Consider the following 20,481-nt stretch of genomic DNA (forward strand, 5'->3'; position numbering starts at 1 on the left):
CTGGCCGGGAGGAGAGAGCGAAGCCCGGCTGGCGCGCGGGCGCGCAAGCTGGGGCGGTGCTGGGGGTGCTCGGTTATGCCGAGGTCGCGCCGGTGCGCCTGCCGGCGGGGATGGTCAGCCGGGTGCCGCTGGGGAGCGCTCTGGACCCGGCTGTCGTGCTCGGTTGAGCACAGCGAAGCCCCCGCCGGAAGAACCGGCGGGGCTTCGGCTGGCCGACATAGGACGCGGGCGCGCACGCGCCTGCCCGTGGGAGCCGTGCTCGGCCAGAAGCGCCGAGCGCAGCCCGGCCGGGCTTCGCTGCTCTCCCACGGGAAAGAGCGTCTGGGCCGGGCCGCTTCGCGGCGGCTCGGCCGGGTGCCCGCGGCCAGCCGCGCAACCCGTCCGTGCGGGTCGCGGTGTTCAGCGGTCCGCCGGTGGCGGTGGCACCAGGAACATCTCCTCCGGCAGCTCGTCCCGCACCGGCTCGGCCGGGGGCAGTTCCGCGCGCCGCGCGCGCCAACCGGTGCGGCGTCCGCGGGTCAGCACCAGCGCCACCACCGCACCGAGCACCGCCGCCGCGAGAGTCAGCACCGCCAGCAGCCGCGCGCCGGACGTGCGGCCCGCCCACCACTCGGACACCCGCACCTGCTCCGGGTCCGGCGAGGGGCGTTGCAGCACTGGCGCCGCGGCCGGGGGCGCGTCCACGAGCGCTGCCGTCAGCGCCCGGTACGGGTTCACCATCCCGGCCCCGTACGCCGCCCCGCCGGGGGACGGCGTCGCCGTCGCCAGCAGCCGCGCGGCCACCTCGGGCGCGGACAGGTCCGGACGCGCCGACCGCACCAGCGCCGCGGTCGCGGCCACGAACGGCGCGGCGAAACTGGTCCCGTCGCGGTACTGGTGCCCCGCCACCCGCGCCGCGCACAGCACGCTTCCGCCGGGCGCCACCAGGTCCACCTGCGGCCCGATCTGCGAGCTCGGCAACCGTGCCCCGGCCATGTCCACCGCGCCGACCCCGAGCACGCCGTCGTACCCGGCCGGGTACGTCACCGGGCCCGGCGCCGGCCCCTCCTGGCCGTTGCCCGCCGCCGCCACCACGACCACGTCCCGCTCCACCGCGTGCCGGATCGCGTCGCGCACGAAGTGGTTGTCCGCGCCGCCCGCGACGGACAGGTTGATCACGTCGGCGCCGGCGTCGACCGCGAACCAGATCCCCCTGGCGAGCACCTCCGGGTCAATCCCCTCGGTGCCGCCGTCGCTTTCGCTGATCCGCACCGGCAGGATCGTCGCGTCCGGCGCCAGCCCGGTGAACCCGGCGCCCGCGACCGGCGCGGCCGCGATGATGCTGGCCACCCCGGTGCCGTGCGAGACGCAGTCGAACCCGCCGGGCAGGTCGCCCACGAGGAAGAAGTCCTGCCCTCGCAGCACCTTCCCGGGTTGCCGCAGCTGCGGGTGGTCGGCGTCCACCCCGGAGTCCACGACGGCGACCACCACCCCGGCGCCGGTGGCGTGCTCGTGCACGGCCGGGAAGTCCAGCGTCTTCTGCGCCCACGGCAGCTCGGTGACGACCGGGCTCGCCGGGGCGGGCTCGCTGCCGCACGCGCCCGGCGGGGGTGCGGCCGCGGCGGCTCCCGGACAGACGACGACGGCCGCCGCGAGCGCGGCGGCCGTCCCCAAGCTGACCGTCCTCATGACGTGCCGGTCAGCCGCCGCACCGCGCCGGTGCCCTGGTTCTCGGCCGCGAGGTAGTCGGCGACACAGCCCATCGCGTCGTCGCAGAGCCGCGCGTAGTTGCCCGGAATCGCGTCGGCCCTGGCGGTGAGCTTCTCCGCGATCGGCAGGTACTTCTCCAGGAACGCCTGGGCGAGCACGTCGCTGCCGAACCGTCCCTGCGCCGCCTGGATCGCCTGCTTGTGGTTCGCCCACGCCGAGCCGAAGTCCTCCCCGGCGGCGCGCAGCCGGTTGATGCTGCGGGTCACGGCATCGGGGTCCATGTCATAGCCGGTCATCGCCACACTCCTCGATCTTCTTGTCCAGCTGGGTGATGAAGGGATCGGTGTGCACGTCGGTGTGCTCGTACTTCGCCCCCGGCGGCAGGTAGCGGCGGACGATCTCGAACAGCTGCCGCCGCGACTGCTCGACCGCGTCCCGCACGGTGTCCACAATGGAAGCGCCGAGCGCCTTCGGGTCGGCCGCCCGGTAGATCCGCGGGTCCAGGTGCAGCTCCCGCAGCTCGCCCCGCCCGGCCACCGTGACGCTGACCAGACCGTCCGGGGAGTCCGCGGTCACCTCGATGGCCGCGATGCGGGTGCGCGTCTCCAGCAGCTCCGCGCGCAGTCGTGCGTGGTCTGTCATGGGATCTCCTCGTCCTCCTGGCTGGTGCCCGGCCGGATGGAGCCGAGGAACCGGCGGAAGTCCTCCGCGAGTTCCCCGGCCCCGGTCGTGGCCATCACGAACCGCAGCACGGCGCGTTTGCCGTGGTCGTCGACGTCGTGCAGCGCGAGGAACGCCTGGCACTGCACGACCTCCGCCGCGCCCGGTGCGCGGACGCGCAGGACCTGCGCGAGCCCTGGCGAGCCGGCCGCGCCGACCTCCGTCCGGCGCAGCACCTCGACGACGGCGCCGGACTCGCGCAGGTCACGCACCGACTCGGCGGCGATCTCGGGCAGGCTCGCGCCGTCCGGCCGGAACCCGCCGGCAGCGGCGATGACGGCGGCCGGTTCGGACCGCACGCAGGCCACCGTCCCCAGTGGACAGCTGGCCTCCGACGGCCCGGGGGGCCGCCACCCGGGCGGAACGGCGAACCCGACGGGGAACGGCATGCTCGTGAACACGGTGGGGCTCCTCGATGCGCTAGTAGAAGGTGGGGGAGGGGACCGCGGGGCCGGGGTTGCGGAATGTATCGGCGATCGCCGATCCCAGATCGGCGAGCGTCCGGCCCGCCCGCTCCGGATCGATGACGATGTGCCCCTCCACCTTCCCACCGATCCCGAGCGCGGCGCCGATCTTGCCGCCGATCACCCAGTCGCCGTCCTTGTTCTCGCCGAAGGTGACGCCACCCTCGATCCCGAGTCCGAGGATCCCCTCGGCCCGGCCGCTCGCGCCGATCCCGCCGTACTCGGCGATCCCGCCGACACCCGCTCGCGCCCCGATCGAACCGCCGGCCTCCCCGCCGAAGAACCGCGACCCGACATCGAGTTTCGCCTTGCCCTCCAGGCCCACCGAGGCGTTGACGTCACCCAGCGCGGTGACGTCGCCGACGGTGCCGCGCGCGACCAGTGACGCTCCGGCTCCCCACGCGGCCTTGCCTTCGAACCGGCCCGCCTTCGGGGTCGGGGTGTCCAGGTACTCGGTGTACCACCCGCCCTGGTCCGGCAACTGGTCGCTGCGCCACGCCGTGGCGTCGGCCGTGACCTGGACGGGCACGTCCCGGCCGGCGAGTTCCAGCCGGCGCTGCCCGGAATCGAGCTGGATGGACGCGTCCCGCACCGCGTCGTAGTTCACGGTCGCCGACGGATCGGTCAGCTTGCTGCGCTGGGCGTGGTCGCCGGTCTTGTTCGCCCCGAACAAGCGCTCGCGCCATCCGGCCTTCCCCTCCGCGACGGTGGTTTCCAGCCGGTGCGCGCGCTCCACCGGTCCCCGTTCGTACTGGACCGGCGTGACGTGCCAGCCCTGGTCCCGGAGGGCTTGGCCGACCTGCTCCGTCGGCTCGCGCAGCGCCCCGAACGCCTGCTCGGTGCCGCGCATGAACCGCTCGCCGGCCTGGCGCATCAGTTCCACGCCCTGGTCGATCACCTCCCGGTCGCGGGTGATCGCGTCGCGGGCAACGCGGTTCTGAGTGGCGTCGCTCTCCGGCGGGGGCAAGGTCGCACCCGCCAGCTCGTAAACCGGGTTGTCCTGGTCGACCGCGCTCACCCGCGTCTCGCGGACGCCGTCGTGGATGCGCGCGCCTTCGTCGAGGTACCGGCCGAGTTCGTCCATGCCGTCGCCGAGCGCGGCGACGTCGGCTGCCTGGGCGTTCACCTGCTCGCTGTGCCGTTGCCCTGCCGGATCTCGCCACTGGCCATCGCCGGCCGCGCGGGCGGTGTTCTCGGCGGTGCCCCGCAGGTCCTCCCCGGCCCGCGCGGCCCGGTCGCGCGCCTCGCCCAGCGCGCCGGTGTCGGCGTCGGACAGCGGATTCTCCCCGAAGACGCGCTTGCCGAGTTCGCCGCCGGGAGAATCACCCGGAGCGGAGTTGTCGTTGCGGGCCGGTGCCTGCCGGCCCGGCTCGCTCCGGGGTTCTTCCTGGCCGGAGGTTTGGGCCGATGCGGGCTCGGCCCGTTCCGCCGGTGCGTCCTTGGCTGGTTCCGCCGACGCGGGCTCGGACGATTCCGGTTCGGACGATGCCGGTTCGGACGAGGCGGGTTCGGACGAGGCCGGCCCGGCCGGTTCCGCGGGGGCGGGCTCGGCCGCGGGTGCGGCCTCGGCGGGTTTCGCCGGTGCGGCCTCGGCCGGTGCGCTGCCGCCGTTTCCTGATGACTCGGGCACCTCTGCACTCCCCTGAAGCGTCGCCGGTCTGTCCGGAGTCTCGGTGTTTTCAGTGTCGCGGCCGCGGGAGGGGCACAGTGGACGGTGACCTGTTCCGGCCACGCGGCGGCGTGGCGGGACAGCGACCCGGGACGGTCACGGCGGGAAGTCCTCGGCGCCGCCGCTGGGCACGAGGCCGGTGTGGTCCTGGTTGAACACGACCAGTTTCCCGCCGCGGATGGCCTGCTCGATCACGGCCCGGACGTCGGCGTCGGTGGCCTGCGGTCCCAGCTCCGTCGCGATCCGCCGGCCGATCTCGTTGTTGTAGAGGTCCATCGCCTCCTGCCGTTCCGCGAACAGCGGGGGCTGCCCGTCGACCGGGTCGTCGGGCCGGCGCTCGTGCGCGGTGCCGACCTGCTCGGCCGAATTCTCGCCGAACTCCCTGGCCATCAGCGCGTTCCAGTAGGCGTGGCGGAACGCGTCGCGATGGTTGTCGCCGGTGCCCTCACGGCCGCCCGCCGGTCCGGAACCGTCGGGATCCGGGAAGCTCTGCTCGCCCGCGGCGGTGGCGTCCTCCGAGATCTCCCAGTGGCGCCAGGAGTTGGCCGGGTTCACCCTCATCGGGTCGATCATCGGCAGGCCCCTGGGGTCCCGCAGGGCGCTCGCCAGCACCTCGCTGGGCACCACCTGCTTGCCCATGACCTCGATCGTCTCCTCGTCCCCGGTCTGGTAGTCGCGCAGCAGCTCCTCGTCCGTGGGCGGCGTGGGAAGGTTCGCGACGAGGCCGTCGCGGCCCGCCTGGTCGAGCACGCGCTGGGCGTGGTCGAGGTCCCCGGCGGCGTCCGGCCCAGCGCCGCCGGGTTGCGGCGCCGGGTGACCGGGGTCCGGAGTCTCCGGCGGTTGCTCCGCTCCGGCGAGGCGGACGTTCGCCCAGTCCGCGTCCACCTGCCGTTGGGTTGCGGTGCGCACTTGCAGGTTCGCCTCACGCGCGGTCTGCTTGACCCGCTCGGTGGCGAGGTCGGCCTCCGGGCCGGGCCCCATCGTCGCGTGGGCGAGGCGCGCGTCGTCGTCCGCCTGCCGCGCCTCGGCCTCCATCTGGGACCGGGCGCGTGTGTAGGCTTCCCGCGTTCTGTCCAACGTGGCGGTCACGGTCTGCGCGTCCTGAGCGACCTCGTCGGTCTCCCGCACGGCGGACCCGGTGCGCTCGGACATGGCGGCCCCGCTGTCGTCCGGCCACGCGCCGGGCAGCTCCCGCGTCGCGCCCCGGGCTTCCTCGCCGGTCTGCCTGGCCCGCTCGGCGACGGGTTCCCACCCCTCGTGCGCGGCTTGCACCGGGCCCGGATCCGGTGGCGGCACGTCCGCGAGGACCTCTCCCGCGACCCCACCGGTCTCCGCACCGTCCGCCGTGGACCGATCCGCACCGTCGCCACCACCGTCACGGTGCCCGGCGGCCGGTGTGCTCTCGGCCTTCGAGGTGTTCTCGGCTTTCGAGGTGTTCTCGGCCTTCGAGGTGTTCTGGGCCTTCGATGTGTCCTCGGCCGCCTGCTTGCCCGATGCCGGTTCGGCGGACGGCGGGGCGCTCGCGGGGGCGTCGCTCTGCGGCGCGGTCGCGGTGCCGCCGGACGTTGCCTCAGCCATGTCAAGCTCCTCCGGACGACGGATGTCCCGGTGCGCCGGGTGCGCACCGGGACACCACGGTCGTGACTCAGGCGCCCAGCCGGGCGCACGAGCGCTGCACCGCGCCCATGTTCTCCTGGTTGCAGGTCTGGACACCCTGGTTCATCGCCTGCAGCAGTTCCTGGCCCGCGGCCATCACCTGCTGGCAGGCCCGGCTGATCTCGGCGAACTGCCCGCCCGCCGAGTCGAGCCAGTCGCTCTCGCCCATCCCGGAGGCCTGGCGCCAGGAATCGATGGACTGCTGCACGCCCTGCACGCAGCCGTTCATGCTCGCCGACAGGCCGTCCAGCGCACCGAACATCGCGAGTTTACGGGTCACGAGTCAACTCCTTTCCGTTGTGTGGTGCCCGGTCAGAGGGCGCGGAGCACCCCGGCGAACGCGTACGTCTGGCCGGAGCCGTCACCGCCACCCGAGGTGCCACCGAAGCCGGACCCCAGGCCGCCGGACCCGAACCCGGACCCGAACCCGGAGCCCCCGAAGCCGGACCCGCTGTCGGCGCCGTTGAAGCACCGCGCGCCCTGCTGGTCGACGTCCATGTAGTCGTTGACGGCGAACTGGGTGTCCTCACCCAGCTTCTGCAGCTTCTCGCAGAGGTTGCGGATCGCCGCGTCCCACTTCTTGTGCGCCACGAGCAGCGACTGGGACTGATCCATGCTCCACTGCGCGGGAATGACGGAGTTCACCTCCCCGTCGAGCTTCCCGCGCTGCGATTCGATCTCCTGCACCACCACGGCCGCCATCTGCACCACCCTGGTGAGGGTTTCGGTGTTGGCGTCCATCAGACCGTTACCGGTCACTGGATTCTCCTTCCGTTTCCGCGGCTTTCGCCGCCCCCGACGCTAAGCCGGGCGCGGCCGCCGGAGGACGGGCGCGGCACGTTCCTGCCAGCCGCGCCGACCGGCAGGTATTCCCGGGTGATCTCGGCGATCTGCTCGCGGCTGTCGTCCACGGCGTCCCGGATCGTGTCCAGGATGGACGCGGCCAGTGCCGTCGAATCGGGCGAGCGGTACAGGCGCGGATCGATGCGCAGCCCGGTCAGCTCACCCCGGCCGGCGACCGTCGCGCTGATCAGGCCGTCCGGCGACTCGGCGGTGGCGGTGACGTCGGCGACCCTGGACCGGATCTCCAGCAGGTCGTCACGCAGCCGCCGGTAACCGGCGCGGCGGGCCTCGTGGTCGATGCTCGGCAGCTCCATGGAGCCAGGATCGTGCGCACCGGACGCCGGTGGCACGACGCGGCACGTTCCTGCCACGACCGTCCTCATCGGAGCGGCCCGCGCGAGGATCGGTGTCGCCGGGGTCCGGGCAGAGAGGGGAGTCGCGATGGGGACCGTCGTGGTGCGCAGGCCGGTTCGCCGTCCCGCGCCGGAGCAGCCGTCGGGTGAGCTGATCCTCGACTCGCCGCCGGAGATCCCGCGCCCGGCGGGCAGGCAGTGGACGCAGGTGCTGATGGTGATCCCGATGATCGCGATGATGGCGGCGATGATGCTGCTGTTCACCGGCAGCTTCGGGCGCGGCTCCGGCGTGCTGCGGCTGGTCGTGTTCGGGCTGTTCGGCGTCGGGGTGCTGGGCATGATCGCGGTGTCGCTGCTCAACTCCGCCGGTCCGGGAAAGCGGGAGATGGCCCAGGAACGCCGCGCCTACCTGCGTCACCTCGGGCAGCACCGGCTGCGGCTGACCCGCGCGATCCACCAGCAGCGCCGGGCGATGGTGTACCTGCACCCGGAACCGGAGTCCCTGCTGACGCTCGTCGGCAGCCACCGTCTGTGGGAACGGCGCCCGCTGGACGCGGACTTCGGCGTCGCCCGGATCGGCACCGGCCCGCAGCGCCCGGCGCTGACCCTCGTGCCGCCGGAGGCCAAGCCGCTGGAGCAGCTGGAGCCGCTGTCCGCGCTCGCGCTGCGCCGCTTCCTCACCACCTACACCGCCGTGCCCGGCCTGCCGCTCGCCATGGCCGTCAACGGGTTCAGCCGCATCCACGTCACCGGCGACCACGCGCGGGGCGCGGCGCTGGCGCGGGCGGTGCTCGTGCAGCTGGCGTCGCTGCACTCGCCCGACGACCTGCGCATCGCCGCCTGCCCCGCGCACACCGCGCAGGAGGCGTGGGACTGGCTCAAGTGGCTGCCGCACGCCCTGCACCCCGAGCGGACCGACGCGGCCGGCCCGCTGCGGCTCGTGGCCACGTCGATCGTGTCGATCGAGGCGATGGTCGACGACCTGCTCGGGGAGCGGAAGCGGTTCGACCCCGCCTTCGACAACCGCGAGGCGCTGCCGCACCTGGTGGTGGTGCTCGACGGCGGGTCCACCGCGGGCTCGGACGAGCTGATGGCCGACGGCGGCCTGGACGGCGTCACGCTCGTCGACCTGCGCACCCCGCCGCCGCGCGCCCTCGACCCGGCGACGATCGTCCTGCACGTCGCGGCCGACGGCGCGCTGACGGGCGAGACGATCGACGGCACGGTCGAGCTCGGGCACGCCGACGCCCTGGACATCCCGGCGGCGGAGGCGATCGCGCGGCAGCTCGCGCCGCTGCGGGCCAGCGCGGGCGGGCGCGGTGAGCAGCCCCTGAGCACCGACCTCGACCTCGCCGAGCTGCTCGACATCGGCGACCCGCGCACGTTCGACCCGGCCGCGACCTGGGTGCAGCGCCCGACCCGGGACCGGCTGCGGATCCGCTTCGGCGTCGCCACCGACGGCACCCCGGTCGAGCTGGACCTCAAGGAACCGGCCCAGGACGGCATGGGGCCGCACGGCCTGCTGATCGGCGCGACCGGCTCCGGCAAGAGCGAGCTCCTGCGCACCATCGTCCTCGCGCTGGCGGTCGCCCACCCGCCCAGCTCGCTGAACTTCGCGCTCGTCGACTTCAAGGGCGGCGCCACCTTCGCCACGCTCGACGAGCTCCCGCACACCAGCGCGGTCATCACCAACCTCGCCGACGAGCTGCACCTGGTGGACCGGATGACCGACGCGATCAACGGCGAGCTGCTGCGGCGGCAGGAACTGCTGCGCGCGGCGGGGAACTTCGCCTCGCTGCGCGAGTACGAGCGCGCCCGCGCCACCGGCGCGCCGCTGCCCGAGGTGCCGACCCTGCTGGTGATCTGCGACGAGTTCAGCGAGCTGCTGTCGGCCAAACCCGACTTCATCGACATGTTCGTCCAGATCGGCCGGGTCGGCCGCTCGCTCGGGGTGCACCTGCTGCTCGCCAGCCAGCGGCTGGAGGAGGGCCGCCTGCGCGGCCTGGAAACCCACCTGTCGTACCGGATCGGGCTGCGCACCTTCTCCGAGGTGGAGAGCCGGACGGTCCTCGGCGTCGGCGACGCGGTCAAACTGCCGCGCGCGCCCGGGCACGGATTCCTCAAGTGCGACGACGAAGCCATGGTCCGGTTCCGCTCGGCCTACGTCTCCGTCGCGCACCGCGTGCGCGACGGGGGCGCGGCCGAGCGCGGCGGCGACGACGCGCCCGAGCTGCTGGAGTACTCCACCCGGTACCTGGCGCCCGCCCTGCCCGCCGAGGTCCCGGGGGAGGCCGCCGAGGAGGACGACGCGGTCGGCGAAAGCGTGCTGGACATCCTCGTCGAGCGGATGCGCGGCCGCGGCACCCCGGCCCACCAGGTGTGGCTGCCGCCGCTGGCCGAGTCGCCCACGCTGGACGCGTTGCTGCCCGCACTCGAGCACCGCGACGACCGCGGGTTCGGCGCGCACGAGGGGCCGGCCGGCGGGCTGCGCGCCGTCATCGGGATCACCGACCGTCCGCTGGAGCAGCGCCGGGACCCGCTGGTGCTCGACCTGTCCGGGGCGGCGGGGCACGTGCTGGTGGTCGGCGGGCCGCGGTCGGGCAAGAGCACCGCGCTGCGCACGATCATCACGAGCCTCGCCCTCACCCACACCCCGCGCGAAGTGCAGTTCTACTGCCTGGACTTCGGCGGCGGGACGCTGTCGTCGATCCGCGGCCTGCCGCACGTCGGCGGTGTCGCGGGCAGGCAGAACCCCGGCGCGGTCCGGCGCACGATCGCCGAACTGCGGACCCTCATCGCACGGCGGGAGCGCGCCTTCGCCGACGGGGAGATCGACGGCATGGCGGCCTACCGGCAGCGGGGGAGCGCGGACCCGTGGGGCGACGTGTTCCTCGTCGTCGACGGGTGGTCCACGCTGCGCGGCGAGTTCGAGGACCTCGAGGCGGCGGTGACCGACATCGCCGCGCGCGGGCTCTCCTACGGCGTCCACGTGATCGTCTCCGCCGCCCGGATGTTCGACCTGCGGATGAACATCCGCGACCTGTTCGGCAGCAGGCTGGAGCTGCGCATCGGCGATCCGGTCGACAGCATGGTGGACCGGGCCTCGGCCATCAAGGTCCCGGAGGGCGCGCCGGGCCGCGGCGTCACGACGAGCAGGCACCAGATGCTGATCGCCCTGCCGCGCATCGACGGCGACGACGATCCGGCCGATCTCGGCAGCGGCGTGCGTGCCCTGGTCGAGGCGGTGGCCGCCGGATGGGCCGGCCCGCCCGCGCCGCCCGTGCGGCTGCTGCCCGCGCAACTGCCCTACGCGCAGCTCGCCGGCGAGCACGACGCGGCGTCGCACCGACTGGCCGTGGGCATCGCCGAGGACGACTTCGGCACGGTGCACCTGGACTTCGGCGCCGACCCCCACGTCGTGCTGCTCGGCGACACCGAGGCGGGCAAGACGACGTTCCTGCGCGCGGTCGCCCGCGCGATCACCGACGCCTACGAACCCGCCGGGGCGCGGCTGATCGTCGTCGACCACCGGCGCGGGCTGCTGGGCGACGTCACGACCGAGCACCTCATCGGCTACGGCAGCGACCGGGAGACGACCACGCAGCTGATGCGGCAGGTGGCCGAGGAGATGCGGGTGCGGCTGCCCGGGCCGGACGTGACCCCGGACCAGCTGCGGGACCGCGGCTGGTGGCGCGGGCCCGAGCTGTTCGTCCTCGTCGACGACTACGACCTGACCGTGAGCCAGACCGACAACCCGTTCCTGCCGCTGCTGGACCTGCTGCCGCAGGGCCGCGACATCGGCCTGCACCTGGTGCTGGCGCGCCGCACCGGGGGCGCGAGCCGGGCACTGTTCGAACCGCTGCTGTCCCGGCTGCGCGACGTCGGGTCGCCCGGGCTGCTGATGTCCGGCGACAAGGACGAGGGGCCGCTGCTCGGCGGGCTGAAACCGGAACTGCTGCCGCCCGGCCGGGCGTGGCTGACCGGGCGGCGGCACGCGCCGCGGCTCGTGCAGCTCGCGTGGCTCGCGAAGGACTGAACGGAGGAGCCATGTGCGAAACGCTGGACGGCGACCCGGAGGCGATGCGCGAGTTCGCCTCGCGGATCGAGCCGCCCGCCGCGGTCGCGGAGCCGCCCGGGCCGGAGCCCTGCGCCGGTGGCATGCAGGCGTGCGGCACGTTCGCCGCCGCCGACGCGGTCGCCACCCTCGCGCTCGCGGAGTTCCTGGCCGAAACCCGGGACGCCATCACGGCCCTGCGGGAGGCGGCGGCCGCCGCGGCGGCGGACTACCAGGCCGGTGACGACGCCGGGGCGCGTGCTTTCGCGTTCCTGCCGGGGGAGGAGTGATCGTGGACTACGACAGGCTGCCCGCGATGGTGCAGTTCGCGCTCGCCGACGTCGAGGCCCACAGCCACCTCGAGCGGGTCGAGCAGGCCGCGCGGATGTGGCGGACGGTCGCCGGGGAACTGCGGGACCTCTCCGCGGCGCTGGGCCGCGAACTGGACCGGCTGCGTCCGGAGTGGACGGACGCCACCGGGGCGGACTTCGCCGCCCGTGCCGAGCGTCGTCGTGCCGCGATCGAGGAGGCGCTCGACCGGATCACCGCGGCCCGGCCGTGGGCCGCGCTCGACGACCTCGCCGCCCAGCTCGTGCTGACCCGAGGCAAGGTGGCAGGCACGGTCGAGCGGGGCACCGAGGCGAGCCACACCGAAGCGGCCGGTCATCTCGACGAGCTCGACCGGTACTTCCTCGCCGCCGCCGAGGCGGTCCTGGCCGCGGTGGGCGGTGCCTCTGCCGGTGCCTCTGCCGGTGCCGCGCCGGTGTTCGTGCTCACCGGCGACCTCGCGCCCGGTCTCACGCCGGGCCTCGCGCCGGGTTCGTCGCTGCCGCCCGGGAGCGTGTCCATGCCGGGACTGGTCGCGGTCCCGTCCGGCGCCGGGTGGCCGGGCGCGAAGTCCGGCCCGCGGACCGGGGTGGGTGGTGCCCGTCCCGGAGCAGCCACGAGCCGCGCGGCGTCCGGCCGTCGTGCCGCGGCGGGGTCCGGTCCTCGCGCCGCGGCGGGGTCTGGTCTGCCGCCCCGGATCGAGCGGGCCGCCCACCCCGTCCCGCTGGCCGCCGCGCCGCAGGTCCCGCAGGCGCCGCAGCCACCCGACCTGGCGGCCGGGGCGAAACCGGGATCACCGGGCACGGGCGGGGCGATGGTGCCGCCCATGATGATGCCGCCGATGGTTCCGGGCACCACCACGTCGACGACGGGCCGCCGGTCCAGGGTCTCCCCGGCAGGAGAGGAGCGGCGCACCCGGGCCGGCCAGGCGACGCCGGGTGTCCCGGCGCGGCTGCGTGGCCGGTCGGCTGTCGCCGATCCCACCACCGCAGGCTACCGGCCGGTGGCGATGTCGGCGAAGACGGCCGCGCCCGCGGAGCCGGAGACGCTCGACCGCGAGGTGTGGCAGGTCGCGAACCCGGGCGCGGTGTCGCCGCTCAAACCGGAGACACCCGAGCCCGAACCCCGGCGGATCCGACGCCCGCGCGCGTGACATCCTTTCCGGGTCACGGCGCGAGCGGGAACGTGACAGTGGCGGGCAACGCGGGTGCGGTCTCGCTGCTCGAACCGCAGCCTGAACCGAGGCGGATTCCGCACCCGCCGAGGTGACCGTCCACCGCGGAAACCGAAGCCTCAACCGCGGCGGATCCGGCACCCACGAGCGTGACCGTCCATTCCGGATCGCGGCGCGAGCGGGACAACGGCGGGCGACCCCGGGCGCGGTGTCGCTCAAACCGGAGCCCGACCCCCGGCGGATCCGGCGCCCGCGCGCTTGACGGTCCATTCCGCGCCACGGCGGGAAGGTGACAGTGGCGGGCAACGCGGGTGCGGTGTCGGTGCTCAAGCGTGACCGTCCACTCCGGACCACGGCAGGAACCGGACAACGGCACCCACCCCGCCGCGATCCCCGTTACCAATGGACCATGCGCAAGCACGTCTTCGCCCTCACGGCACTGTCTCTGGTCTTCGCCGGCTGCGGCACCGCCGCCCCGGTCGCGCAGCAGCCCCCGCCGTCCACCACGCCGGCCCCACCGACCACGGCCCCGGCCACCACCGTCCCATCGACCACCTCGACCTCCGCGGAGCCGACGACCACGACCGCGAACCCGAACCCGCCCGCCCCGCCGAGCTCGAAGGTGCGGGACTGCTTCGACGGCGACTGCACGCTGCTGCTGTCCAAGCCCACCACCATCCCGCTGGACGCCGCGCGGTTCCACTACGCCTCCATGCGCGTCACCGCGATCAGCGCGGACGGCCTCACCTTCAGCGTCACCTACCCCCAGGGCGGTGGCGCGCAGTCCAGCATCGGCCCCGGCCTCGGCGGCGCGAGCTTCGGTTTCCGCGGTTCCCCGTCGATCGAGGTCGGCCTCACCCTGGTCGACGGCAAGCCCGCGCTGGTGCTCCAGCCCGGACCGGTCACCTGAACCCCGTCAGGAAGCGCTTTCCGCGACCAGGTCGATCGCGGTCGCGGTGACGCTCAGCAGCGACGGCCGCAGCTCGGGCGCCTGCTGCCCGGCCGCCCGCACCTCCTGGGCGAGCCGGTCGGCGTCCGGGGTGCCGGACCGCGTGATCCACAGGTCGTCCGGGCAGAGGATCGCCACCGTCAGCTCGTCCCAGCCGTGGATGCCGGACATCCGCTCGTGGAAGTCGGGCAGCATGACCGCGCCGGCCGCGCCGAAGCCGTCCGGGCGGTGCATCCGGATCAGGCGCCCGGTCTCGGTGACGGCCTCCTCCAGGACCAGGCCGTCCTTGACCGAGTCCAGCGCGGCCGTGACGATCCCGGTGAAGTCCGCCTCCCCGCCGAGGTGGTTGTTGAGCACGTGCCGCATCCCGACCGTGCCGTGCGGCGTCAGCGCGGTGTAGGCGAACGTGGCGAACAGGTCGCGCCCGGCCACCGGCAGCCACGGCATCGTCTGCCGCACCACGTCGCTGCCGCCGAGGGAACCGCTGCGCAGCACCGGCAGCAGCTCGCCGCCCGCCTGCTTCTCCCTGGCGCGACGGGCTTCCGCCGCCAGCTCCTCGGCCTCCTCGGCGCGCAGGATCTCGTCGAGCACCTGCTGCGCCTTCGCCAGCGCGCCGTCCCACCCTGCCGGTTCCGGCCGCTCGAAGATGAACTGCAGCCCGGCGTCGGCGAAGGTCTCGTCGAGGAACCTGCGATCCGCGGCGGAGGGCTCCCAGTAGGCGGCGATGCGGGTGACCCGGGCGGCTTCGGCGCCGTGCTCGGCCACCACGCGCTGCCAGGCGCGCCGGTAGCCGTCCTCGTCCCGCGCGCCGACCGGCTCGGTGAAGAACTCGTCGGCCGAACCGAGCGTGAACGAGATCGGGTTGGTGGTGGGGTCACCGAGATCCACGGAAGATGTCTCCTGCCGCTACGACGATGTGTGCGGATCAAGGAAACACCACGCTGTCAAGCCGCCGATCAGGGCTGCCGGTCACCCTGTTCGGTGAGCTGCCGGACCGCCTCGTTGATCGCGGCGTGCCGGGCCGTGCGGACCGCCGTGCGCAGCGGGCGCAGTGCGTCGGCGCGGCGCACCGCGGCCGACGACGACAGCGCGCCGCCCGGCTCGTCGATCTCCGCGATCGCCAGGATCGCGCCCACCTCGTCGGCCCGCTGCAGCACCCGCAGCGCCCGCCCCGGAGTTCCGGCAGGCCAGTTCAGGTGCGGCCGCGCCCGCAGCTTCGCCGCCAGCTCGGCCCGCACCCCCGGCCGGTCCCGCGCGACGTCCAGCGCCTGCAGCGCGCCCGCGGAATCGCGGATCGCGTCGGTCAGGCCGTGCTCCGCCTCGCTCAGCGCCACGTAGTCCGGGCTCAGCGGCACCGCGACCTTGTGCACCGACCAGCGCACCAGCCCCTCCGCGATCGGCACCGGCACCAGCCCGAACCCCAGCCCGGGCAGCAGCACGGCCTCACCCGCCCGCATCGCGGCCTCAGTGAACGGCCCGCCGCCGCCGAGACCACGCGGGTCGCCGGGCGCGGGCAGCACCAGCCGGGCCGGGCCGGCGCCGTGCGCGCGCAACGCGGCGAGCAGCTGGACGGGCGTGCCGGGGAAGTCGCCGGCGAGCGGGAGGTCGAGCGTCACCGCGGCTTCGGCGTCCGCGGCCACCACCTCGTGGGCCTCGCCCCACGCCAGGAGCGCGTCGAGGACGTCGTCGGACGCGGCGGCGCCGGACAGCCACGCCGAGGCCCACACGGTGAGGGTCGCACTGGGACAGCACACGGCGATCCAGAATACGGCACCCGGACGCTGGAGTTGCTCCACGTCGACGACACCGCGGGACGTGCGTAGCGTCGTAGTCGTGACACCCGCACCCGAGAACCTCCCGCGCACCGCGGGGGAGCTGCGCGCCGCCGGGCACCTGCCGCGCAGCATCAAGACCGAGATCCACGACAACCTCCTCGCCGCGCTGCGCGAGGGCCGGAACCCGTGGCCGGGGATCGTCGGGTTCGACCGGACGGTGCTGCCCCAGTTCGAACGCGCCTTGCTGGCCGGGCACGACGTCGTGCTGCTCGGCGAGCGCGGCCAGGGCAAGACGCGCCTGCTGCGCACCCTGGCCGGCCTGCTCGACGAGTGGACCCCGGTGATCGAGGGCTCCGAGCTGGCCGAGCACCCGCTGGAGCCGATCACCCCGGCCTCGCGGCGGCGCGCCGCCGAACTGGGCGACGACCTGCCGGTGACCTGGCTGCACCGCGATCAGCGCTACACCGAGAAGCTGGCCACGCCCGACACCTCGGTCGGCGACCTGATCGGTGACGTCGACCCGGTGAAGGTGGCCGAGGGCCGCAGCCTCGGCGACCCGGAGACCATCCACTTCGGACTCGTGCCGCGCGCGCACCGCGGCATCGTGGCGATCAACGAGCTGCCCGACCTCGCTGAGCGCATCCAGGTCGCGCTGCTCAACGTGATGGAGGAGCGCGACATCCAGATCCGCGGCTACACGCTGCGGCTGCCGCTGGACGTGCTGCTCGTCGCCACCGCCAACCCCGAGGACTACACCAACCGCGGCCGGATCATCACCCCGCTCAAGGACCGCTTCGGCGCCGAGATCCGCACCCACTACCCGCTGACCGTCGCCGCCGAGGTGCACGTGGTGCGCCAGGAGGCGAACCTGGTCGCCGAGGTCGGCGAGCCGCTGCTGGAGGTGCTGGCCCGGTTCGTGCGCAACCTGCGCGAGTCGACCGTGGTCGACCAGCGGTCCGGCGTCTCCGCCCGGTTCGCGGTCGCGGCGGCGGAAACCGTCGCGGCGGCGGCGCTGCGCCGGGCGGCGCTGACCGGCGAGCACCCGGCGGTGGCGCGCCCGGTCGACCTGGAGGCCGTGCCCGCCGTGCTGCGCGGCAAGATCGAGTTCGAGCCGGGCGAGGAGGGCCGCGAGACCGAGCACCTGGTGCACCTGCTGCGCCGCGCGGTGGCCGAGACCGCCCGCGAGCGCTTCGGCGGGCTCAACCTGCGCCCGCTGGTCGAGGCGGTGTCCAATGGGCACCTGGTCGCCACCGGCGAGCGCGTGCCGGGCGCGGACCTGCTCGCCGCGCTGCCCGAGCTGCCGGTGCTGCACGAGGTCGCCGAGCGCGCCGGGGTGTCGGCCACCGACGAGCCGGGACGCATCGCGGCGGCCGTCGAGCTGGCGCTGGAGTCGCTGTACCTGGCGCGGCAGCTGGCCAAGGACTCCGACGACGCGACCACGGTGTACGGGCCGTGAGCACCGCACCCGAGGGCTGGTCCTACGGGCCGTGGCACGAGGGCCCCGACCCGCTCGCCCCGCCGATCGATCTGCGCGAGGCGCTCGACGAGATCGGCCGCGAGGTCATGGACGGCGCGTCGCCGCGGTCGGCGCTGGAGGAGCTGCTGCGCCGCGGCACCCGCAACACGCGCGGGCTCGACGAGATGACCCGCCGCGTGTGGCAGCGCCGCGCCGAGATCCAGCGGCGGCACCGCCTCGACGGCACGCTGCAGGAGGTGCGGCGCCTGCTCGACGAGGCGCTGGACGCCGAGAAGCGGGCGCTGTTCCCCGACCCGTCCGACGACGCCCGCTTCGCCGAGGCGCAGCTCGACGCGCTGCCGCCGGGCACGGCCGCCGCGGTGCGCGAGCTGTCGGAGTACCCGTGGCGGTCCGAGGAGGGCCGGGAGAAGTACGAGCAGATCCGCGACCTGCTCGGCCGGGAGATGCTCGACGCGCGGTTCGAGGGCATGAAGCAGGCGCTGCAGAGCACCAGCCAGGAGGACGTCGAGCGCGTCCACCAGATGCTGGCCGACCTGAACGCCCTGCTCGACGCGCATGCCCGCGGCGTGGACGACATCGACGAGCGGTTCGACGAGTTCATGCGCCGCCACGGCGAGTTCTTCCCGGAGAACCCGCGCGACGTGGACGAGTTGATCGACGCGCTGGCCGCGCGGGCGGCCGCCGCGCAGCGGATGCTGAACTCGATGTCGGCCGAGCAGCGGGCCGAGCTGGCCGAGCTGGCGCAGCAGGCGTTCGGCGACCCGCGCATCGGGCAGCAGCTGGCCGGCCTGGACGCGCGGCTGCAGGCGATGCGGCCGGGGGAGGACTGGACGTCCTCGGCGCGGTTCCGCGGCCAGGACCCGCTGGGGCTGGGCGAGGGCGCGCAGGCGATGGCCGACCTGGCCGAGCTGGACGCGCTGGCCGAGCAGCTGGCCCAGTCCTACCCCGGCGCCCGCCTGGAGGACATCGACCTGGAGGCGCTGGAACGCCAGCTCGGGCCGGACGCCGGGGTCGACGCGCGGCGGCTCTCCGAGCTGGAGCGGGAGCTGCGGTCGCAGGGCCTGTTCGAACGCGCGCCGGACGGCTCGCTGCGGCTGACCCCGAAGGCGTTGCGGCGTCTGGGGGAGACGGCGCTGTCGGACATCGTGCACTCGCTGCGCGGCAAGACCGGCGAGCGGCAGACGGAGTCGGCGGGCGCGGCGGGTGAGCCGACCGGGGCGAGCCGGCCGTGGCAGTTCGGCGACCGGGAACCGTGGGAGGTGTCCCGCACGGTGCGCAACGCGGTGCTGCGGACGGCCTCGACGGGCGGCGGCGCGGTGCGGCTGGACGTGTCCGACGTGGAGGTGGTGGAGACCGAGCTGCGGTCGCGAGCCGCGGTGGCGCTGCTGGTCGACACGTCGTGGTCGATGGTGTCGGAGGGGCGCTGGCTGCCGATGAAGCGCACCGCGCTGGCGCTGCATCAGCTCATCTCCACCCGCTTCCGCAACGACGCGCTGCAGCTGATCACCTTCGGCCGGTACGCGGCGACGGTGGAGCTGCCGGAGCTGGTCGGGCTGGAGGGGGTGTGGGAGCAGGGCACCAACGCGCACCACGCGCTGCTGCTGGCCGGGCGGCACCTGCGGCGGCACCCGGACGCCCAGCCGGTGGTGCTGATGGTGACCGACGGGGAGCCGACCGCCCACCTGGAACCGGACGGCACCGCGGAGTTCGACTACCCGCCCCAGCCCCGCACCCTGGTCAAGACGCTGTCCGAAGTGGACCGCCTGGCGAAGATGGGCGCCTCGGTGTCGGTGTTCCGCCTCGGCGACGACCCGCGGCTGGCGGCGTTCGTGGACCTGATCGCGCGGCGGTCGGGCGGGCGCGTCGTGGCGCCCGAGGTGGACGGCCTGGGAGCCGCGGTGATCAGCGACTACCTCCGCACCCGGCGGCGGTAGCGACCGGCCGTCGGCAGCCCGTCGGGCGGTGATGCGCCGATCGCTCCTGCCCCACCGCCTGCGGGCGGCGCGGCTTGGCGCGGCGATCGCCGTTGCGCCGGGAGGATTTCGGTCGTCCGGGCCGGCGGCGGCTGCCGCGCCCCGCGGGGGTAGCGCACTCCGGTCCGCCGCACCCGGAGGCGGCAGGTCGCTGCCGGCCGGTGCCCGCAGCCCGCGGCGCGGCGATGTGCCGTCTCCCGCCTCGCCCCGCCGCCCGCGGGGTCGCGATCGCCCCCGCTAGCGGAGTCCGATCCGCATCCCCGGGCGGCGGCGGTGCACGGTCAGGTACGACAGGCCCTCCGGGCCCGCCTCGATCGCCCTGGCCTGCCCGTGCGCCAGCCACACCAGCGAGCCGGGCCCGACGTCGAGCGTCTCCTCGCCGGTGGTCAGCTTCCCGGCGCCGGTCACGACCACCAGCAGCAGGTCGAGGTCGGGCTCGGCGTGCGTGCCGATCCGCTCGCCCGCGGGCAGGTGCACGAGGTTCGCGTCGAGCTGGCGGCCCTCCTCACGCAGCCGCCACAGGATCCCCGGCGCGCCGTCGCCCGCCGCGGCGATCTCCTGGAGGTTCGCCGGGAGAGTCTCGCTCGGGCCGTGCCGGTGTGCCGTGGTGCGCAATCCAACCCCGCCCTGTTAGTACGAAAAATCCTTGGATAAATTCAGGCCCAGGATAACCCGCGCGCAGGGGAGGCCACGATGACGCACCAGGTGCCGGGACGCCGTGCCGAAGTGCTGCGTGCGATCCGGGAGACGGGCCCGGTGGGCGTGGCCGAACTGGCCCGGCGGCTCGGGCTGCACCCGAACAGCGTGCGCTTCCACCTGGACCAGCTGGTGGCCGACGGGCTGGTCGAGCGGGCGCTGGGCCACGCGCGCGGCCCGGGACGGCCGGCGGCCGAGTACCGGGTGCCGCCGGTGGCGGCGCGGGGCCGGGACCGGCGCTACGAGGTGCTGGCGGAGATCCTGCTGATCGGCGGACCCGGCGACCCGGAGACGGCGGGCGCCGCGTGGGGCCGTCGTCTCACCGCGCGTCCGGAGACGCCCGCGCAGGTGGTGCGCCTGCTCGACGAGCTGGGCTTCGAGCCCGAGCAGGCCACCGACCCGCACCGGATCCGCCTGCGGCACTGCCCGTTCCTGGAGCTGGCGTCCCGCCACCGCGACGCGGTGTGCTCGGTGCACCTGGGCATGCTGAACGGCGCCCTCGCGGACGGCCCCCTGCGCGCGAGCCGCCTGCTGCCCTTCGCCGACCCGGACGCGTGCGTGGTGGAGCTGGAGGCGGCCGATGCCTGAGCCGACGCACGAGCGAACCGCTGGCCCCAGCCCCCGCGCCCAGCCGGGGCAGTGGATGGCTGGTGGGTTCGGTG

The 20,481-nt window shown here is 74.7% G+C and carries 19 protein-coding genes; 7 read left to right on the forward strand and 12 right to left on the reverse strand.

Going from position 1 to position 20,481, the window contains the following annotated elements; translation table 11 throughout:
* Window positions 1–399 precede the first annotated feature (399 nt).
* The 9 genes from mycP to AMY39116_RS44340 form a co-directional block, all read right to left on the reverse strand.
* A complete protein-coding gene (gene mycP, locus AMY39116_RS0340030) occupies window positions 400–1,668 on the reverse strand; it encodes a type VII secretion-associated serine protease mycosin (RefSeq protein WP_039792094.1) in 1,269 nt (422 codons plus the stop codon).
* Window positions 1,665–1,985, reverse strand: a complete 321-nt coding sequence (locus AMY39116_RS0340035) for a hypothetical protein (RefSeq protein WP_020423210.1) — start codon at window positions 1,983–1,985, stop codon at window positions 1,665–1,667. The genes mycP and AMY39116_RS0340035 overlap by 4 nt, the downstream gene beginning before the upstream one ends.
* Window positions 1,972–2,331 (reverse strand): YbaB/EbfC family nucleoid-associated protein, encoded by a 360-nt coding sequence (locus AMY39116_RS0340040; protein WP_020423211.1) that lies wholly within the window; start codon window positions 2,329–2,331, stop codon window positions 1,972–1,974. The genes AMY39116_RS0340035 and AMY39116_RS0340040 overlap by 14 nt, the downstream gene beginning before the upstream one ends.
* Window positions 2,328–2,810 carry a hypothetical protein gene (locus AMY39116_RS44330; RefSeq protein WP_020423212.1) on the reverse strand — a complete coding sequence of 161 codons (483 nt, stop codon included), beginning with the start codon at window positions 2,808–2,810 and terminating at the stop codon, window positions 2,328–2,330. Before AMY39116_RS44330 ends, AMY39116_RS0340040 begins: the two co-directional genes overlap by 4 nt.
* 19 nt (window positions 2,811–2,829) lie before the next feature.
* A complete protein-coding gene (locus AMY39116_RS0340050) occupies window positions 2,830–4,503 on the reverse strand; it encodes a hypothetical protein (RefSeq protein WP_027936649.1) in 1,674 nt (557 codons plus the stop codon).
* A gap of 135 nt (window positions 4,504–4,638) precedes the next feature.
* Window positions 4,639–6,120 carry a hypothetical protein gene (locus AMY39116_RS44955; protein WP_020423213.1) on the reverse strand — a complete coding sequence of 494 codons (1,482 nt, stop codon included), beginning with the start codon at window positions 6,118–6,120 and terminating at the stop codon, window positions 4,639–4,641.
* Window positions 6,121–6,187: 67 nt separating this feature from the next.
* Window positions 6,188–6,478 carry a hypothetical protein gene (locus AMY39116_RS0340060; protein ID WP_157358854.1) on the reverse strand — a complete coding sequence of 97 codons (291 nt, stop codon included), beginning with the start codon at window positions 6,476–6,478 and terminating at the stop codon, window positions 6,188–6,190.
* A 32-nt stretch (window positions 6,479–6,510) separates the two neighbouring features.
* Window positions 6,511–6,957 carry a WXG100 family type VII secretion target gene (locus AMY39116_RS0340065; RefSeq protein WP_020423215.1) on the reverse strand — a complete coding sequence of 149 codons (447 nt, stop codon included), beginning with the start codon at window positions 6,955–6,957 and terminating at the stop codon, window positions 6,511–6,513.
* The gene (locus tag AMY39116_RS44340; RefSeq protein WP_020423216.1) at window positions 6,954–7,355 is read right to left on the reverse strand and encodes a YbaB/EbfC family nucleoid-associated protein; all 402 of its coding nucleotides are present in this window, start codon (window positions 7,353–7,355) and stop codon (window positions 6,954–6,956) included. The genes AMY39116_RS0340065 and AMY39116_RS44340 overlap by 4 nt, the downstream gene beginning before the upstream one ends.
* Window positions 7,356–7,482: 127 nt before the next feature.
* Between AMY39116_RS44340 and AMY39116_RS0340075 the strand changes: the two genes are divergently transcribed.
* The 4 genes from AMY39116_RS0340075 to AMY39116_RS46475 all read left to right on the forward strand — a co-directional run bounded on the left by AMY39116_RS0340075 (window position 7,483) and on the right by AMY39116_RS46475 (window position 13,859).
* A complete protein-coding gene (locus AMY39116_RS0340075) occupies window positions 7,483–11,430 on the forward strand; it encodes a type VII secretion protein EccC (protein ID WP_020423217.1) in 3,948 nt (1,315 codons plus the stop codon).
* 11 nt (window positions 11,431–11,441) lie between these two features.
* Complete coding sequence (locus tag AMY39116_RS0340080; RefSeq protein ID WP_020423218.1) at window positions 11,442–11,738, forward strand: hypothetical protein; 297 nt, start codon at window positions 11,442–11,444, stop codon at window positions 11,736–11,738.
* Between the two features lie 2 nt (window positions 11,739–11,740).
* Window positions 11,741–12,928, forward strand: coding sequence for a hypothetical protein (locus tag AMY39116_RS0340085; protein WP_039792096.1), 1,188 nt, complete (start codon window positions 11,741–11,743; stop codon window positions 12,926–12,928).
* A 430-nt stretch (window positions 12,929–13,358) separates the two neighbouring features.
* The gene (locus AMY39116_RS46475; RefSeq protein WP_157358855.1) at window positions 13,359–13,859 is read left to right on the forward strand and encodes a hypothetical protein; all 501 of its coding nucleotides are present in this window, start codon (window positions 13,359–13,361) and stop codon (window positions 13,857–13,859) included.
* Between the two features lie 6 nt (window positions 13,860–13,865).
* Here the strand turns inward: AMY39116_RS46475 and AMY39116_RS0340100 are convergent, their stop codons facing one another.
* Both AMY39116_RS0340100 and AMY39116_RS0340105 read right to left on the reverse strand, forming a co-directional pair.
* Window positions 13,866–14,786 carry a hypothetical protein gene (locus tag AMY39116_RS0340100; protein ID WP_020423221.1) on the reverse strand — a complete coding sequence of 307 codons (921 nt, stop codon included), beginning with the start codon at window positions 14,784–14,786 and terminating at the stop codon, window positions 13,866–13,868.
* 68 nt (window positions 14,787–14,854) lie between these two features.
* Window positions 14,855–15,652, reverse strand: coding sequence for a hypothetical protein (locus tag AMY39116_RS0340105; protein ID WP_027936651.1), 798 nt, complete (start codon window positions 15,650–15,652; stop codon window positions 14,855–14,857).
* A 79-nt stretch (window positions 15,653–15,731) separates the two neighbouring features.
* Between AMY39116_RS0340105 and AMY39116_RS0340110 the strand changes: the two genes are divergently transcribed.
* Complete coding sequence (locus tag AMY39116_RS0340110) at window positions 15,732–17,129, forward strand: ATP-binding protein (protein WP_020423223.1); 1,398 nt, start codon at window positions 15,732–15,734, stop codon at window positions 17,127–17,129.
* The gene (locus AMY39116_RS0340115) at window positions 17,126–19,084 is read left to right on the forward strand and encodes a VWA domain-containing protein (RefSeq protein WP_020423224.1); all 1,959 of its coding nucleotides are present in this window, start codon (window positions 17,126–17,128) and stop codon (window positions 19,082–19,084) included. Before AMY39116_RS0340110 ends, AMY39116_RS0340115 begins: the two co-directional genes overlap by 4 nt.
* 276 nt (window positions 19,085–19,360) lie before the next feature.
* Here AMY39116_RS0340115 and AMY39116_RS0340120 read toward each other — a convergent pair whose 3' ends face one another.
* Window positions 19,361–19,738, reverse strand: coding sequence for an AraC family ligand binding domain-containing protein (locus AMY39116_RS0340120; protein ID WP_020423225.1), 378 nt, complete (start codon window positions 19,736–19,738; stop codon window positions 19,361–19,363).
* Between the two features lie 78 nt (window positions 19,739–19,816).
* Between AMY39116_RS0340120 and AMY39116_RS0340125 the strand changes: the two genes are divergently transcribed.
* Complete coding sequence (locus AMY39116_RS0340125; protein ID WP_020423226.1) at window positions 19,817–20,407, forward strand: metalloregulator ArsR/SmtB family transcription factor; 591 nt, start codon at window positions 19,817–19,819, stop codon at window positions 20,405–20,407.
* Window positions 20,408–20,481: the final 74 nt, after the last annotated feature.

This window comes from Amycolatopsis sp. ATCC 39116 (assembly GCF_000231075.2).
Lineage (GTDB): Bacteria > Actinomycetota > Actinomycetes > Mycobacteriales > Pseudonocardiaceae > Amycolatopsis_E > Amycolatopsis_E tucumanensis.